At 38.1% G+C, this 16,375-nt stretch carries 9 protein-coding genes and 1 other RNA gene; 1 reads left to right on the top strand and 9 read right to left on the bottom strand.

Features of this window, described 5'->3' with window-relative positions:
• Window positions 1–174: 174 nt before the first annotated feature.
• Window positions 175–582, top strand: a transfer-messenger RNA (tmRNA) gene (ssrA, locus tag EL17_RS23065).
• Window positions 583–852: 270 nt separating this feature from the next.
• On the opposite strand, the gene EL17_RS07565 is transcribed toward ssrA, so the two are convergent.
• The 9 genes from EL17_RS07565 to EL17_RS07525 all read right to left on the bottom strand — a co-directional run bounded on the left by EL17_RS07565 (window position 853) and on the right by EL17_RS07525 (window position 16,184).
• A complete protein-coding gene (locus EL17_RS07565; RefSeq protein ID WP_051719869.1) occupies window positions 853–1,788 on the bottom strand; it encodes a fasciclin domain-containing protein in 936 nt (311 codons plus the stop codon).
• A 257-nt stretch (window positions 1,789–2,045) separates the two neighbouring features.
• Window positions 2,046–5,567, bottom strand: a complete 3,522-nt coding sequence (locus tag EL17_RS07560; RefSeq protein ID WP_035072283.1) for a VCBS repeat-containing protein — start codon at window positions 5,565–5,567, stop codon at window positions 2,046–2,048.
• A 166-nt stretch (window positions 5,568–5,733) separates the two neighbouring features.
• Window positions 5,734–7,479 carry a RagB/SusD family nutrient uptake outer membrane protein gene (locus EL17_RS07555; RefSeq protein ID WP_035072282.1) on the bottom strand — a complete coding sequence of 582 codons (1,746 nt, stop codon included), beginning with the start codon at window positions 7,477–7,479 and terminating at the stop codon, window positions 5,734–5,736.
• A gap of 24 nt (window positions 7,480–7,503) precedes the next feature.
• Window positions 7,504–10,734 carry a SusC/RagA family TonB-linked outer membrane protein gene (locus EL17_RS07550; protein ID WP_035072281.1) on the bottom strand — a complete coding sequence of 1,077 codons (3,231 nt, stop codon included), beginning with the start codon at window positions 10,732–10,734 and terminating at the stop codon, window positions 7,504–7,506.
• A 463-nt stretch (window positions 10,735–11,197) separates the two neighbouring features.
• Entirely contained in the window at window positions 11,198–12,937 is a 1,740-nt protein-coding gene (locus tag EL17_RS07545) for an alpha-amylase family protein (RefSeq protein WP_084166139.1), read from the bottom strand.
• Window positions 12,938–13,057: 120 nt separating this feature from the next.
• Window positions 13,058–13,264, bottom strand: a complete 207-nt coding sequence (locus tag EL17_RS07540) for a hypothetical protein (protein WP_035072280.1) — start codon at window positions 13,262–13,264, stop codon at window positions 13,058–13,060.
• Window positions 13,265–13,599: 335 nt separating this feature from the next.
• On the bottom strand, window positions 13,600–13,866 hold the full coding sequence (locus EL17_RS07535; RefSeq protein WP_035072279.1) for a SemiSWEET family sugar transporter: 267 nt from the start codon (window positions 13,864–13,866) through the stop codon (window positions 13,600–13,602).
• Window positions 13,867–14,004: 138 nt separating this feature from the next.
• Window positions 14,005–14,700 carry an ABC transporter ATP-binding protein gene (locus EL17_RS07530; RefSeq protein ID WP_035072277.1) on the bottom strand — a complete coding sequence of 232 codons (696 nt, stop codon included), beginning with the start codon at window positions 14,698–14,700 and terminating at the stop codon, window positions 14,005–14,007.
• Window positions 14,697–16,184 (bottom strand): DUF5687 family protein, encoded by a 1,488-nt coding sequence (locus EL17_RS07525; RefSeq protein WP_035072275.1) that lies wholly within the window; start codon window positions 16,182–16,184, stop codon window positions 14,697–14,699. The genes EL17_RS07530 and EL17_RS07525 overlap by 4 nt, the downstream gene beginning before the upstream one ends.
• Window positions 16,185–16,375 lie beyond the last annotated feature (191 nt).

Raw genomic sequence — 16,375 nt, 5'->3', positions numbered from 1 at the left:
TTTTCAAAACGCGGTAGGCTTAATTAAGGGAACACAAATTTATAAAAACCTATGTGAAAACCACGGTAAAATGGAATACATGAACAGATATATAGAAATAATAGTCAAAAAGCATAAAAATAACTGCTTCCATTGGAACAAAATTTAACGTACATTTGTCATCCTAATGAAAATGGGGCTGACCGGTTTTGACAGTAGGTGTGAAGATTGGGCTCGCATGTCAGGTGGAGTATGTACGCCTGTGAATAATTCATACAAACTATAATTGGCGAATCTAATTACGCCATGGCTGCCTAATTAATACCTTCAAAGGATTAATGTAGGGCGTTAGGGTTGAGCTCAAAAGAGTTCCCCGGCCACATTCCGCTGCTTTTTGTCTTGTTGGAGCAGTATATGGAGTGTCGATAAGGCAGGACTAGCACCTATCATGCTATTAAATAGGTGCGAAAATCAAATAGCTAAGCACCAGGACAGGTGTGTTGCCCAGCAGTCCGGTGTCGAAAACCCAACAGGTAACTAAACATGTAGACGGTACGGTGTTTCCCTATCTGGACGCGAGTTCGAATCTCGCCAGCTCCACCGATAAATTAAATCCTGATGTGTTACTTTACATATCAGGATTTTTTTTGATAAAAACATGTGCCCTTATCCTAAGATAGGTATGCTTTTATAGAACTTTTATTAAAAGCAGCAATTATGCATGCCTTCGGACCCTTATTTATTAACCCTCCTATATGTATTTAGGCTACATCGGGTATTCCATGATAAAAAATTAAATTTAAATAGCAAAAGGCCGCCGACCTAAGCCGACAGCCTTCACTACTGAACACTGAATAAAATGAAAAAATGGGATTATGGAACTATTACTTCATTTAATACGTGAATTACACCATTAGTAGCATGTATGTTTAACATATCTGCATTTAAGGCCGCACCACCCACAGTCAGAGCAGCAAGATCAATATCAAGCGTGGCTTCAGGGTTTAATGTTTCTAAAGCATCACCCTGTCTTAAATCTTGAGAGAAAGCCCTAATCTCCACCACATGCGCAGTCAATACAGCGGTCAATGTTTCTAAATCAATATCATTATATCCATTTACACCTAAGGCAGTATAAAGCGCCTGAAAAGCAGCATCTGTTGGCGCAAATACTGTAAAATTACCATCATCACCACTTACCGCACCTACTAGACCTGCTCTTGACAGCGCTCCTACTAACTGAGTAAACTCTGGCTCTTCTCCCTCTGTCATGCCTACTGCTATTTCGGCAATACTCTGGCTAGGAGGAACGATAACGTTATTAAGCACGTGAATCACTCCATTAGAAGCACTGATATCCGTATCGATTATCCGAGCTGAACCATTGATCCAAAAATCACCTGCTGGATCTTGACTTACATAAAAATTAGCTGTATTGACAGTCGCAACAGCCCCAGGAGACACTTGAGATGCCATTACTGATGAACCTACCACATGATAGGTCAATATATCGCCAAGTGCAGGATTTGCCAATAACTGTTCAGCGGTCAGATTATTTGAAGTTAAAAATGAGCCAAATGCGTCATCATTAGGTGCAAATACAGTAAATGGACCAGCACCTCTTAAAGTCTCTACCAAATCAGCCTGGATTAAGGCGGCTTCCAAAGTATTAAATTGACTACTTGCCACTACGATATCTACTATATCATTTTCTGGCATAGGCTCAGGATTGTCATTTGAGTTACAAGCCACTAACCCAAAGGCCAAAGCTGGTATCAGCATTAATTTTTTAAAGGTCTGCGTTTTCATGGTTATATTGTTTATGTTGATAATTAATGTGTTCAATAGCTATAAAAGTCAAAAAATAGATTATTGTTTAAAAAAGATTAAAAAAAATTAAACAATATATAGAAATTATTAGAAAATAGGCGTCAGGAAGCTTAAAAACACAAATAATCAGTTTAATTTATATAGAATTAAACTAAACAATCTGAACAACTCATTAAATATACAACTCATTTTTTCCAGAGAAATCGAAGAGTTATGTTTTCAGCATTAGGCTTCCTTTATTTTGAAAAATTAACAACCCTGCTTTCTCCTTTGAAATTAACCACAGTTATTTTACTGATTCCAATCGGTATCTTCACACCCCTACTGGATTGGGACAAAAAGCCACTCCCATGATAAAGTTCCTGCCTTATCTGGTGTCCCTTATCTGAACTATAAAATATAAGATGATCCAATGGGCCGGGAGTAAACATTTTGAAGGCATGTTTATCACGCTTGGTATAAACTTTCAATTCCCCGCGGTTTTGGGTTGCCAGATAAATGTCATTATGGTTTCTATCTGTTAATCTGGCAAGTGCTTTTCCGTCCTGGAATACATTAAATCCGCTGATACCAGCTCTCATAGGCAGGAAATTCCCATTACCATCACCTTTCATAACAAGCCCCGTAAAGGCATCATGTCTCCCTGCAAATATTTCATTTCCGTAATCATTGCCCACCATTAATATATCCAAAAACCCATCCCCATCCACATCGTCTGTCAGCATACCATTTACCGGGGCAATCTGCGCCTGTAAGGGAAGAGGTATGAGCTTAAACTGGCCATTCCCTAAATTCTCTAGAAAACAAGTTTTCATCATATTAGCCTCTAAAGTTAAAGCAGCTGATCGCTGGTCTGGGAGCAATAGATTATCCCAAGTAGCGGTAGCATAATCATGATAACCTTTATATTTTCTTCTAAACAGGACACTCTGTCCGTATAGGTCATCCCAAAAATGCACCGGAAATGATTCGTAATTACCCTGATTGTTCTTAAAATAGGCAAATAAAATAGGGTCTATACTGCCATTTTGATCAAAATCACTTGCCACTACCCGTAAAGGCCTATCTTCAGAGACATGATAATAATTATTTTCCCCGAGGTTTCCGACCACATAATCCGTCAATCCATTGTTATTAAAATCACCCGCTGTTATACTGTTCCACCACCCTACATAGTGATCAATCCCTGTATTTTCTACTTTCACCAATTTATCCCCTTCATTCCGAAAAAAGCTAATGGACATAAATTCACCTACCACCATGAGGTCTACCTTACCATCATTATCAAAATCTGTCCATAAGGCATCAGTCACCATTCCTATATTTCTTAAACCAGGAGCCACTTTATCCGTCACATCGATTAAGGCGCCGTTGTCATTTTTTAACAGAAAACTTTTATCCGCATAGGGATATTTTCCAGGCTCTGTCCTACCGCCCACGAAAAGATCCAAATATCCATCTGCGTTATAATCTGCAGCTCTCACCGTGAAACCACTTGAAACAATCTCTGGTAATTGACCCCGTTCACTGAAATCTCCAGAGCCATCATTTAGGTACAATCTATCCTGATAGAAACTCGACCCTGGTTCATGCTCTATGCTCCCGCTTACCACATATAAATCCAAATCTCCGTCATTGTCCACATCAAATAGCAATAGACCTAAATCCTCCTGCTCAAAATCGGCATCACCTAATGGCAGGTCTTTTTTATTAAAAGTGCCATCATTATTTTGTATATAGGCTGTAGCACTATAGTTGGCAGCTCCAGAAAGTATAAAATCCTCTAATCCATCCCCATTGATATCTCCTACAGCTATAGCAGGCCCATATTGACTGACTTTATGAGGGACCGTTCTCTGAAGGTTAAAATCAATTTTATCATCCTCTTGGTGAAAATAATGAATGTTTAGATGTGAACTTGCAGACTGAAATATAGGTGAATTTTTAGCCCTTGGATGAGCATTCTTTACTGTACCCGCCTCGCTATGGCTAATTTGTAACAATTGATTGGAAGAGATATCCGGAATGATTTGCTCGGTTCCGTCTTGCCACACTATATGCAGCGATTGAACATGATCCTGCACTCCCAGTCCAAAATGAACTATAGGATCTACAGACGAAAGATACCCCCTGGTAAGGTATTGTTCGTGATATTGCATCTGCTTATCACCATAGTTGATCGTCAGTTTAGCTCCTATTCCCAATGGATTTGAAGCAGGACCTTTCAGTTCTACCCGAAGATAATTGCCTTTAATTTCCTTTTGCGTATTTGTGGTATTTTCAAAGACAAAAGCTTCATCATTTATATTGTTTACCACATAATCCATATCCCCATCATTGTCCAGGTCTACAAATACGGCCCCATTGGAAAAAGATGCTATATCCAGTCCCCATTCCTTACTTAAATCTGAAAAGGTAAGGTCCCCGTTGTTTTTAAAACCATAATTGGGGATCTTTACTACTGGAATAATTGAAAGCAAATGAGGAACACCTGCTACGTTTCCTACATCTTTTCGATAGTTTGCAAAATCTTTATCGGTAATATCTCTGGGAAAACCATTAGTGATCAATAGATCCCTATATCCATTATTATCCAAATCTACAAAAAGCGGAGACCAGCTCCAGTCTGTCTGATAGACACCTGCCATAAAACCTATTTCACTGAATGGAATTCCTTCACCATTGTTTAGCTGAAGCATGTTTCTTACATGTTGGTACTCAAATCCAAAAAGCTCGTTATTGATAAATGTCTGGTAAAGGTTTTTACTTATCGTAGTTTTCTTTCTTTGGTTGGTCTCTGCCAACATATCCAAAGTAATAACATCCAGAAGCCCATCATTATTAAAGTCAGAAGCATCTACCCCCATTGAAAAGAGGCTTTGATGGCGCATCCTATCTTTGATTTCATTGGTAAATGTACCATCCTGATTGTTTATATAAAGAAGGTCATTTGCCAGATAATCATTGCAGACATAAATATCAGGCCAGCCGTCATTATTAAAATCTGCTATGGCCAGGCCCAGACCAAAGCCTTCAATAGTGATACCTGCTTCTTTTCCTACATTTGTAAAAGTACCATTACCATTGTTTCGGTACAATTGGTCTTGGTTTACGGAAGAGCCATCCGTTATTTTTTCCCGGAAAGTTCCCGGCACTGTATTGCTTTGCACATTATTGAGCACATATAAATCCAACAGACCATCATTATTATAATCAAAAAAAGTGGCCGACATGCTGTAGCCCATATCCGCTATACCATATTGAGCTGCCTGTTCGGTGAAAATAGGATTTCCTTGTTCGTCCAACCCCTGGTTGACAAATAGCATGTTTGCCCTGCCAAGGGAATCTTTTTTCATCGTGGCTGTCACATATATATCAAGTAAGCCATCCCCGTTGATATCTACTACAGCTATACCTGTACACCATTTACCTACAGCTTCAACACCTGCCATACTGGATATATCTTTGAACTGGAGGTTTCCTTCATTGAGATATAATTTGTTACTCACCTGATTACCTGTAAAGAATAAATCGGGAAGACCGTCATTATTAAAATCACCTACGGCCACTCCTCCCCCATTAAAGATGTATTCATCCGTAAGAATATTAAATGTATCTGATTCAGTGATCAGATTGTTAAATGTGATACCAGAGAAAGAAGAAGGAATTGACTGGAATAGTGTTTTCTCACCCTGCTTGCATGAAAGGCATAGCACTAATAGAATTAATACAGAAAAAATATTGGATATTTTGGGCATAGTATTGGGATGTAATCAGAAACCAAATGATAGGTTTAAATATTTATAAATATATTATAAGCTCCACACATTTTAAAAAAAAAGGCAATGTACATTTTTGATTTTTTCAAATAAATAAGGGCTTTCAAATGAAAAGCCCTTATTTATTTATTTTTTGAAAGTCTAATTAATAACCTGGATTTTGCACCAGCTGGCCTCTCATAAGATCTATCTGTCTTAATGGAATAGGATAAAGCACATTATGCGCATCAAAACTGGCTCCGACATATGCATCAGGCCTTAACCGCCTTTCATAAGCCAAAAAACTATCCAAATAGGGCTTAGCAATACCCCATCTTACCAGATCAAAGAAACGGTGTCCTTCCATTCCCAGCTCAAGCTTTCTTTCCAGTTGTAATGCTAACCGAGCATTGGTCTGGCTGTCAAAAGGTGCAACACCTGCTGGATAATCAGCGATAACATAATTAGCAGCTGGTGTGCCATTAGGCATAGTAACCACATCACCGGTTCTGGCCCGCGTACGTACTTGGTTTATATATTGTCTCGCCATTTCTAAACTTCCTACTTCGATTTCAATTTCTGCAGCCCATAATATGACTTCTGCAAATCTGATATACTGATAATTATTGGCTGTCCATCCAGCCGTCCAGTTGCCTACTTCTGTTAAGGTTCCTTCCTGATCCCTGCGGTAAACCTGTTTCTTTGGAGAATAAGGTCCACCATAAGGTTGATCTCTCACCCATCGTCTACCTGAATAAATACCCCAATCTAAATAGGGTATACCTCTTCTGCCTACAGACCAATCCAGTCTTGGATCCAATGGCCGGGCATCCGGGGTAAACGGATCATCTTCTCCAAGGCCTAAATCACTTTTTACCTCATTAGCCGGCGTATTATATGATCCGTCCCATAAAGGTAAGCCAGTAGGAGTAGTTCTAAAGGAATTGACAAAATGTTGGGTAGGCTGAAATATCCCACAGCACCCACCTGGGCTTTCTCCTTGGAGATAAGGAAAATTCAAAACTTCTCCCATTCCGGCGTTCCATGCCTGCGCACCATCATTTACGGAATACTGCCAGGCAAAAACTGATTCTGCAGCATTTCCGTATTCGGTATCGAAAATATCTCTATAGTTTGGCAATAGGGCAAATCTCACCCCGTTTGGTTTTACCCCTTCAGCCATTATCGCTTCCACAATAGGTTTTGCTTCAGCAAATTTTTGTTGGTACATTAAAGCTTTTGCCAACATTGCACCCGCTACCCATTTATTGATTCTTCCGATCTCTGGCATTAAAGCTGGTAAATTATCATAGGCGAATCTTAAATCTGCTTCAATCTCAGGCCAGATATCCCTGTCATTTGGCACATAAAAATCAGTAGTATTCTCATCCAAATAAGGTACATTTTGCCACATACGCTTAGCTTCAAAGTGATAATGACCACGTAAGGCACGAGCCTCCCCGTTAATCCTATCCAACACTTCAGGTGTACCATCAGGAATTAAAGGTAATAAGCTTAGTACTGCGTTGGACCTGGCAATACCATCATAAATGACACGCCACTTAGAATTAATAAAATCATTGGCAGCATCAGCGGTATAGGTTTGAATAGCATTGATAGGAGGTTGGTCACCGGCATCAGATCCTTTATTGCCCTCTCCTCCGGTAATGCTCCCATATACCCAGTTAGAGCTGGCACCTGCCCATTCCACGCCTCCTAAATTCTGCGTAGTTCCGTCAATATTAGAATATGCTCCTATAAGAAGCGCATTTGCGCCTGCTTCTGTTGCCAATACAGTTTGATCCAAGGCTCCCCTGGCATTCACCTCAAGGAATTCATCCTTACAGGAGAGTAATGAAATGCATATAACACCCACTACGCCTAAAGAATATCTATTTATATATTTTTTCATCTGATAAGTAATCTTGAGTTTGAATTAAAATCCTACGTTTATTCCAAAAATGAACTGCTTTACTACAGGGTAATTACCATAATCTATCCCCATAGCCCTATCAGCTTCTCCCGATGTAACATTTTGTGGCTGCAGCTCTGGATCTAGTCCTGAATAACCTGTGATAGTAAATAGATTCACTCCCTGGGCATAAATCCTTAACCTATCCATTTTTAACCTACTGGAAATTCTGGTAGGAAAAGTATAGCCCACCTGTATGTTTCTTGCTCTTAAGAAAGATCCATCTTCTATATAGTAAGAGTTAGACTGAGTATTGGTACTGAAATTACTTACTCCTTCGGCAATCGGCGTAGTAGCATTTGGACGCTCCGGCGTCCAGCTGTTATATAATAAATCGTGGCTTTTACCACCCACAAATGATGGGACGAAATCTGTCCACCACTTCGTATAATTGTAAATATCATTACCTACTGAGGCAAATAAGAAAGCTGTAAAATCCCAGTTTTTTACTGCCAAAGATAAATTAAGACCAGCAGTAAAGTCAGGAATTGGACTACCTAAGATAACCCTGTCTGCAGGACCAATCCTTGGATCCCCGTTTTCATCTACACCTTCAAAGTGTTGAAATCTAAATCTACCAGGTGCTGCTCCATCTTGAGGCACAGCATTAGCCACTTCCTCGTTGGACTGGAAAATACCCTGTACCTGGTATCCAAAGAAAGAAGAAAGAGGATGCCCTACTCTGTTAATAGCAACATCACCAAATCTAGATCCACCGGAAAAGAACTCATTTTGTCCTTCAGCAATATTCAAGATTTCATTTCTAAAGGAAGTAAAGGTCAAATTAGATTCAAAACGGACATCATTATTAAAATTATGTCTATAGATGACCTGTGCATCAATACCTGAATTGACCATGTTGGCCAGATTTACAGCCGGTGGAGATGCTGCTCCTGCTGTACCTGGTAACTCTGGGGCAAACAGAAGGTCCCTGTTTTCTTTTCTATACCAGTCCACCATAAACTGTAATTTATCTTCAAATAAAGACAAGTCAATACCTACGTTTATATTTTCAGCTGTTTCCCATCGGGCATCAGGGTTACCTATTCTGGTAGGACGAAATCCTTGCTGTGAAGTGGTATTGGTTCCCCCTATATCATAAAAGGAAGTGTTGGGTGCGCCACCAAAAAGAAAGAATTGATTAGCTGGATTAAGTGCCTGCTGGTTTCCCATTTGGCCGTAACCAGCCCTTAGTTTCAAATCAGAAATCAATTGACTTCCTCTCATAAATTCCTCACTGGAGATTCTCCAGGCTGCTGTCACAGAAGGAAAGGTACCAAATTGCTGTCGGAAGCGGGAGGAGCCATCTCTTCTCAGTGTTAAGCTTAATAAATACTTATCGTCAAATCCATAATCCACACGTCCAAAATACGAAACACCTGTTGTGGGAGTGATTACTTCAGAGGTAGCATTTAATATGGTTGCTCCATTGGCTAATGTCCAAAAATCCGGATTCAAGGAGAAATACCCACCTCTAGTGCCGGAAACATTTCTTCCAATACCAAATTGAATGGCTTCATAACCTCCCACTGCAGTTATTGCATGCTTATCAAATGTCTCTCGGTAGGTAACTGTATTGGTCCATGTCCAATCTGCATTATAATAAGCTCCTTCAGAGAAGGTACTTGTATTGATATTTTCAGCTCTTTCATAGGTTTGATAGGTAAAGTTATGGTTGTAACCATTCTGAAGAGACCCACCCATACTGGTTCTGAAGGTAAGATTTTCTAATATATCTACTTCAGCATAAAGATTTCCTAAAATCCTGACATCAAAAGCATCATTATGTTGAGACCTCACTAAGTTAGCTACTGGATTAGCAGCATTCCCGGTTCCTTGAGCTCTGGTACCAGCAAAATTGTTCATAATATCGTATACAGGTACTATAGGCTGATTTCTATAAGCAAAGGAAATAGCGTTTCCTTCATCTTGATTGGTTATGCCTCTATTTTGTCTATAAACTACCTGTAAATTTTCTCCTATGCGGACCCTATCACCGATATTGAACTCAGAGTTTCCACGAATGGAATATCTTTTAGAGAAAGTTTCCAATATGACACCCTGTTGATTGAAGTAATTCAAAGAAACCATAAAACGGGAATTATCCCCTCCTCCTGATAAAGTGATATCGTGATTCTGTATAGGTGCAGCCCGGGTTACTTCATCAAACCATCTTGTTCCTTGTTTATTGGCACGAACTATCTGATTGATATTCCCGCCTGGTAAATCTAATGCATAAAGGGATGGATCTACCCGTGGATCGCCTTCCATAGCACCTGATGGTACTATGTAATCAGGAATTATTGGTCGGTTGACACCTCTTTGATAGCTACCATACTGAGGATGTGAAGCAGTCTGAATAGGCTGTCCTTGCCCATCAACGGAATTATCATATACCAACCACTGGAGATCTGCCATTTCCTGTGTATTCAATAAATTATCGAATCCCCTACCCGGGTCTTGTGAACCATAATATGCATTATAGGTTACTTTTGTACCTCCTTTTACGCCTCTTCTTGTAGTGATCAAAATCACACCATTTGAAGCCCTGGAACCATAAATAGAGGCAGCCCCAGCATCTTTTAATACAGTAATGGTTTCGATATCATTAGGGTTTAATGTGGTAATATCCAGCGTCTGCACACCATCTACTACATAAAGGGGATTGTTATTGCTAAAGGATGAAAATCCCCTGATCCTTACCTGTGCTGCTGCTCCTGGTTGGCCACTGTTAGTTACATTCACACCGGCTAACCGTCCCTGTAGCTGATTTTCTACCGTGGCAGCAGGAACAGCGATTAGCTCTTCCCTATTGACTGTGCCTACCGATCCGGTAATATCCCTTTTCTCCTGTACGGCATACCCTGTCACCACCATTTCTGTCAGGGTCTGTACATCAGGAATCAATGATAGGTTGACAGTTGTTCTATTCCCCACCAATTCTTCCTTTGGGAAATAGCCGATAAAAGAAAACACTAATGTACTCTCGTTACCGGGAACCGTAATAGAGAAGTTACCATCAGCATCTGTAGCGGTACCTGTCCCTGTTCCTTTCACCTGAACTGTGACACCAGGAAGACCGATATCATATTCATCCAATACCGTACCCGTCACTGTACGCTGAGCTAGTAGGGTGGTGCTTGAAAGAGCCAAGAGCATGGTAAATGCACTTAGCATTCTGTAAAATTTGTTCATAAATCTGATTTGTTTGGGTTAATAATTAATTAATTGACTATGTACGTATAAACTCTCTAGCATCTAGATGCTGTAAAAACATTTTAACAAAGAACTTATATGAGTTATAAAAAATATATTTTTTTAAGTCCCCTAACCGAATAAACTTATTCTACTTCAGGCGTAATTCACTTACAAAAAAAAGATTTACAACTTAAACCCTATATTAATCAAAATTTGTCAAACTAGAAAAAACTTATAACAAATTTTACAGAATGAATGAAAATAAATCATATGATATTTGGCAAAAGAATTTTTTTTAAAAATTTAAATACAAAATAACCAGCATACACCACAACATATGGGGATATTATAGATAGTGATTGAACATTAAAAGGTTAAACAAAAAAAAATAAAAAATCGTTATAGAACGATAATTAAAACAAACTATTCCTGCCATCCTTAATATTACATCGCTTCTTTTTCAATAGCTGCCCCCTATTACTCTTATCCATTGGTAACCATACCCTTCAAAATCTATATGATAAAAGTCACCTCTTGTACCAAAATTTACCCCATTCTGAAAGAGTGATACATGCTTCTCGCCAAATGATTTTTTCTGCAGTTTTAATTTCTGAATACCTTCACTGAAATTATGGAATACAATGAGGGACTCCTTACCGGAAAAGTACCGAATACCCATCACATGGGGTGAGCCGGTGTCTATCAATTCCCATCCTGCCATTCCAATTTCTGGACACTGTTTGCGTATTCTTATTAAATTAGCTGTCCAGTTTAAAAAAGATCCTGGATCCTGTTGCTGTAAAGCCACATTTACTCGATCATAGGAATAAAGGCCTTCATCAATAACCGGGTTTTCAGGTTTTTCTGCTATCGAAAACCCTCCGTTTTTTTCGTCATTCCACTGCATAGGTGTTCTTACAGCTTCCCTTTCGGGGAGGTTAAGGTTATCACCCATACCTATTTCATCACCATATCTTATCACAGGCGTACCCGGTAAGGAAAATATCAGACTGTAAGCAAATTCTAAATTTTTTCGGTTATTGTCCAACATAGGAGCCAGCCTTCTTCTTATCCCCCTTTCATACACTTGCATATCTTCATCTGGACCATATGCAGCAAACACTTCATGTTGCTGGCTTTCTGTTAGCCTTCCCAAATCTAACTCATCATGGTTTCTTAAAAAATGAGCCCATTGGGATATTTGGGGAATATCCTGTGTATCCAACAATGCCTTTTCTAATGAGGATTTATCGGAAGTAGCCATAGAATGAAAAAGGTGTTGATTGACATAAAAATTAAACATCATGTGCATGCCTTCACCATCATCTCCAAAATAATTTTTATTCTCCCCCGGTTCTACATTCGCTTCTCCCAATATGATCGCATCACCTCTTCTCCATTGCATAAATTTCCTGAAATCAGACACCATCCCAAAATCAAGGTCTGGATCTTCTACTCCTGTATATGGGTCTTCAATAATGAATGGAACTGCATCCAACCTGAAGCCTGCTACCCCCATCCAAAGCCAATATCCCAAGATCTTATCTACCTCTTCCCTTACTTTAGGGTTCCGGTTATTGAGATCGGGTTGAAATTCATAGAAGCGATGGTAATAATAGGCCCCTGCTTCGGGATGATAGGTCCATGTTTTGTCCTGTACTCCGGGAAACACCATTCCCTTATCCCAATCATCGGGCCTTTCATCTGACCATACATAATAATCTCTATATTTTGATTCTTTATCTTTCACTGCCTCCTGAAACCATCTATGCTCATTTGATGTATGATTGACTACCATATCTGTAATTATACGAATTCCTAAAGCATTGGCGAGATGGAAGAAAGCTACCATGTCTCCCGCTGTACCATAATCAGGATGCACCATATAATAGTCCTCAATATCATACCCATTGTCCCGGTTTGGTGATTTTTGAAAAGGTGATAGCCAAATAGCATCTATGCCCAAAGATTTTAGATAATAAAGCTTTTCTTTTAGTCCTGAAAAATCCCCTATACCATCACCGTCAGCATCATAAAAAGAATCTACATCAAGGTTATAAATGATACTGTTTTTATACCAAAGGTCTTCTTTAGCTGCAGGACTATAAGTCTGGCCTTCTGTTTTTTCTTGTGCGTAAATAAAAAAAGTACTTACATATAAAAAAATTATCGTAAAATGTACTGATATTTTTTTCTTCATATCTTATAAAGATTTAAATCATTATAGCATACACACAAAATCCGATCACATCAGCAGTTAATATACTGAAGTAATCGGATTAAAAAAAATGATGAACAATTATCTTTATAACCTATATTTTTATAATAATAAGGCACTTTTCAACCCACTTACAAACCGGCTGCTGATAGATGCTTGTTTTGCAATAGGCTCCACATCTATGGAGTGAATAGACGTACTTTTTCTGATGGTTTCCCACATCAGATCTTTGGCTTCTCTTTCATTGGAAGCCTCTGTATTGACTTCAAAGTCAATCCCATTGATTTCAAGTTTTATTACATATTTCATAACTACTTCATTTATTTAAAACAATGGTATCAATTGCTACATCCCATCGATAATACTAAACACAAAAAACTTTTTAATTTATTTGAAATACAAATTTAACTATACAAAATTAAATATAGTTCCTTACAAATGCTATATTTTTGATATATTTATTTATAAGATAACAAATGTTGAGCCATTAACATGCTAGTATATAAATATTTTTTATTATATTAGTTCTATTTTTATTGAATTTTGATGAATTGATCCAGCTGTATAGCATATTGACTATTTCGATAGACCTATAGTGCGGTTCATACGATTATAAAAATAGGCTCAAGGAATAGAATTTGCTCTCAATATCTTTTAGACCGGTATCTTATTAAAAAAATTGCCATGATTCCATTCAAAATTAAGGATAAACCATTGGTCGCGATTATGGCTACCTCTTTTTGAATGGCACCATAAATCAACCATAGCGAAAATCCTATAATCATTACCAGAAACATGCCGGGGGAAACATCTTCTACACTTTTGGACTTATAAGCTTTTATAAGTTGGGGAAATACGGCTATAGAAGTGCATGCCCCAGCCACTAAACCTAATATGGTGATCCATTCCATATGCTTAACAAAAAAATATGTGATTTAAGTATTAACTATCAGTTATGTAAGCTACTACCATATGCCAATAAATGATTAATATCTAGTCATTATCAAATTTTCTTTTATAAATGACTTAGATATCATCAAACATATTATTTAATAATTAAAATAGGTATCCAGTTCTCCTGCCATTAATCCTTTGTCCTTCAAGTCTTTTATGACAGTCCCTTTTTCTAACAGGACAATTCTATTACAAATTTCAGTGACATGATTTAAATCATGGCTGGATATTAAAAATGTCAATTCATTGTTAACAGTTTCCTCCAGTATAAGCTTCTTTAACCTATTCTGGGAAGTGGGATCCAGGTTTTCAAATGGCTCATCAAGCATTACCACTTTGGGATTTGCTATCATGGCCGCTGCTATACCTACTTTTTTTATATTTCCTTTTGAGAGGTCCCTGATGTATTTTTTCTTTCCAAGTATTTCATTGTTGAAAAAATCTTTAAATTTATTTAAATGTGTCTGCAGGTCCGTTTCTGACAATCTATAAATTTTTCTTAGACTTTGAAAATATTCATCTGGAGTGAGATAGGATAATAACATGTGTTCATCCAAATATGCACCTACGTATGCCTTCCATTCTTCATGCCTGCTCACTTCTTGGCCTTCTATCAATACATGACCAGAAGATGCCCTTACCAAGTCCAACATGATTCTGAACAAAGTGGTTTTTCCTGCTCCGTTATTGCCTACCAACCCAAAACATTCACCTTTTGCAATCTCCAAAAAAGGTACATCTAAAACTACTGCCTCTTTGTATTGTTTCTTTAGTCCTTCTATCCTAATCATAATTCCTGTCTAAATGATGCTGATATTTGATATTTGTTTCGTATTACTTTTTGTACTGCAAGGTCACTTAACAAAGGAAAACATATAATACCTGTAATCCCTATAGTCCCTAAAGCAAGTAACCCGCTCACATCCCCAAACATAAGAGACATGGGGATATATATAAGATAGGGTGCTCCCATCATTGGTATTATCATTAAAAACTGCGCAATTCCAATGCCTTCATAATTAAAAACCGCTCCTTTATTGATGTCCATTGGCTTTGGTTTCCATAGGGCCAAATAGACTACCAAATGAATAGTCACTCCCAAATTAAATAGAAATGTGACTAAATGGATCATAAGTACATCCCACCCAAAATAAACATAAGGCACAGACAGCAGGAAAGTCATAAATGCAGATGCTATAAATAGATAATACTTCCCTTTGACCAAAGCTTCCACCCCACCCCTTCTATTGAGAAAAAAGTCGAAATTACTGGAATTCCAACTCAAAAATAACTGTCCATACTGGAGCATAAATATCCCTGTGATAAAAGCTCCCACAAAAATAAACATAAAGGGCACCCCTTCACCACCTCTATAGGTAGGATTGGTATAAAATATCAAACCGTATAGTAAGAAAAACCCACTTAACATGAGGTAACTCCTGCTCTTTTTATGTCTGATAATTAGCTTCCACTCCAGGTCAGCCATCTCTCCAGCCAAGCCCAATCTTGAAAATATTCCCAATGATCTGTTAGCAAATCTAATCTGCTCCTCTTCTCCAAGATCCTCCAGATAAGCATTTTTTACATAATACTGATAAGCCAAATAATAGGTCAATAAAAAAAAACCAATCATTATAACCAATGGAATGGGGCTTTCCAATGCATAGTCAAATACCGGCTTTAAGATTTCGCCTAGGTTATACCAACCGTAATAAGTCGAACCTATACCCAGAATCATCACGGAAAAAACTATGATAATTCCCGTCAGGGTATCATCAAATTGTTGTTTAAACCAAAGCATCACCCAATGCAATGACCAGCTGGTAAATACAAGTGTACCCAACCAGTATATCGCGGCTTCAATCCCAAAACGCGGTGCCACCTCCATGATTGTGAATGGCATAAATAAAAGCAATGCAATGATAGACAAAGGAGAAATAAATGATCGTAACAAAAGAAAGTTAATGATCTTGGACTTACTGATCGGTAAATGAAGCAGACTTTCCAATTCTATCACTGGAAGTTTCTGAATAAAATACCTGTACATAAATTCAAAAAGGAAAAAATATATCACGGTTCCACTCAAGAATGAATAGGCATCCTCCTCTTGGATCACTTCAGTTATGATATATTTTAATGCCAATCCAAGTGCAAGGATATACAACAGTAGAACAATGGCCAATAAAAACAAGAAGATTCCCACTGCCAAACTTTTACCAAATGAAGAGGAACGGCTAGCCTTAAGAAATTCTAGCCGAATTAATTCAAAAATCATAAATTCTTTGTTTATAAAACATTCATTAATCCTGTTACAATTTAACAAAAGTTTTTAATGCTGTAGGAAAATCATCAGATTTATCTTATGCTATGGCCTTTAAAAATCTGAAGCGTAAAGCCTGTAAAATGCTCATATATAATTAAAAAATCATTACTACGATTACATCCCCCCCTGGACCCTAATGGAAA

Origin of the sequence: Anditalea andensis, from assembly GCF_000714815.1 — a bacterium.
Classification (GTDB): Bacteria; Bacteroidota; Bacteroidia; order Cytophagales; family Cyclobacteriaceae; genus Anditalea; species Anditalea andensis.
This window is presented reverse-complemented; position numbering and strand designations above follow the sequence as displayed.

Excerpts from the sequence above, each read along its gene's own strand:
- EL17_RS07565 (WP_051719869.1), bottom strand. The coding sequence starts at position 1,788 with ATGAAAACGCAGACCTTTAAAAAATTAATGCTGATACCAGCTTTGGCC.
- EL17_RS07560 (WP_035072283.1), bottom strand. The coding sequence starts at position 5,567 with ATGCCCAAAATATCCAATATTTTTTCTGTATTAATTCTATTAGTGCTA.
- EL17_RS07555 (WP_035072282.1), bottom strand. The coding sequence starts at position 7,479 with ATGAAAAAATATATAAATAGATATTCTTTAGGCGTAGTGGGTGTTATA.
- EL17_RS07550 (WP_035072281.1), bottom strand. The coding sequence starts at position 10,734 with ATGAACAAATTTTACAGAATGCTAAGTGCATTTACCATGCTCTTGGCT.
- EL17_RS07545 (WP_084166139.1), bottom strand. The coding sequence starts at position 12,937 with ATGAAGAAAAAAATATCAGTACATTTTACGATAATTTTTTTATATGTA.
- EL17_RS07540 (WP_035072280.1), bottom strand. The coding sequence starts at position 13,264 with ATGAAATATGTAATAAAACTTGAAATCAATGGGATTGACTTTGAAGTC.
- EL17_RS07535 (WP_035072279.1), bottom strand. The coding sequence starts at position 13,866 with ATGGAATGGATCACCATATTAGGTTTAGTGGCTGGGGCATGCACTTCT.
- EL17_RS07530 (WP_035072277.1), bottom strand. The coding sequence starts at position 14,700 with ATGATTAGGATAGAAGGACTAAAGAAACAATACAAAGAGGCAGTAGTT.
- EL17_RS07525 (WP_035072275.1), bottom strand. The coding sequence starts at position 16,184 with ATGATTTTTGAATTAATTCGGCTAGAATTTCTTAAGGCTAGCCGTTCC.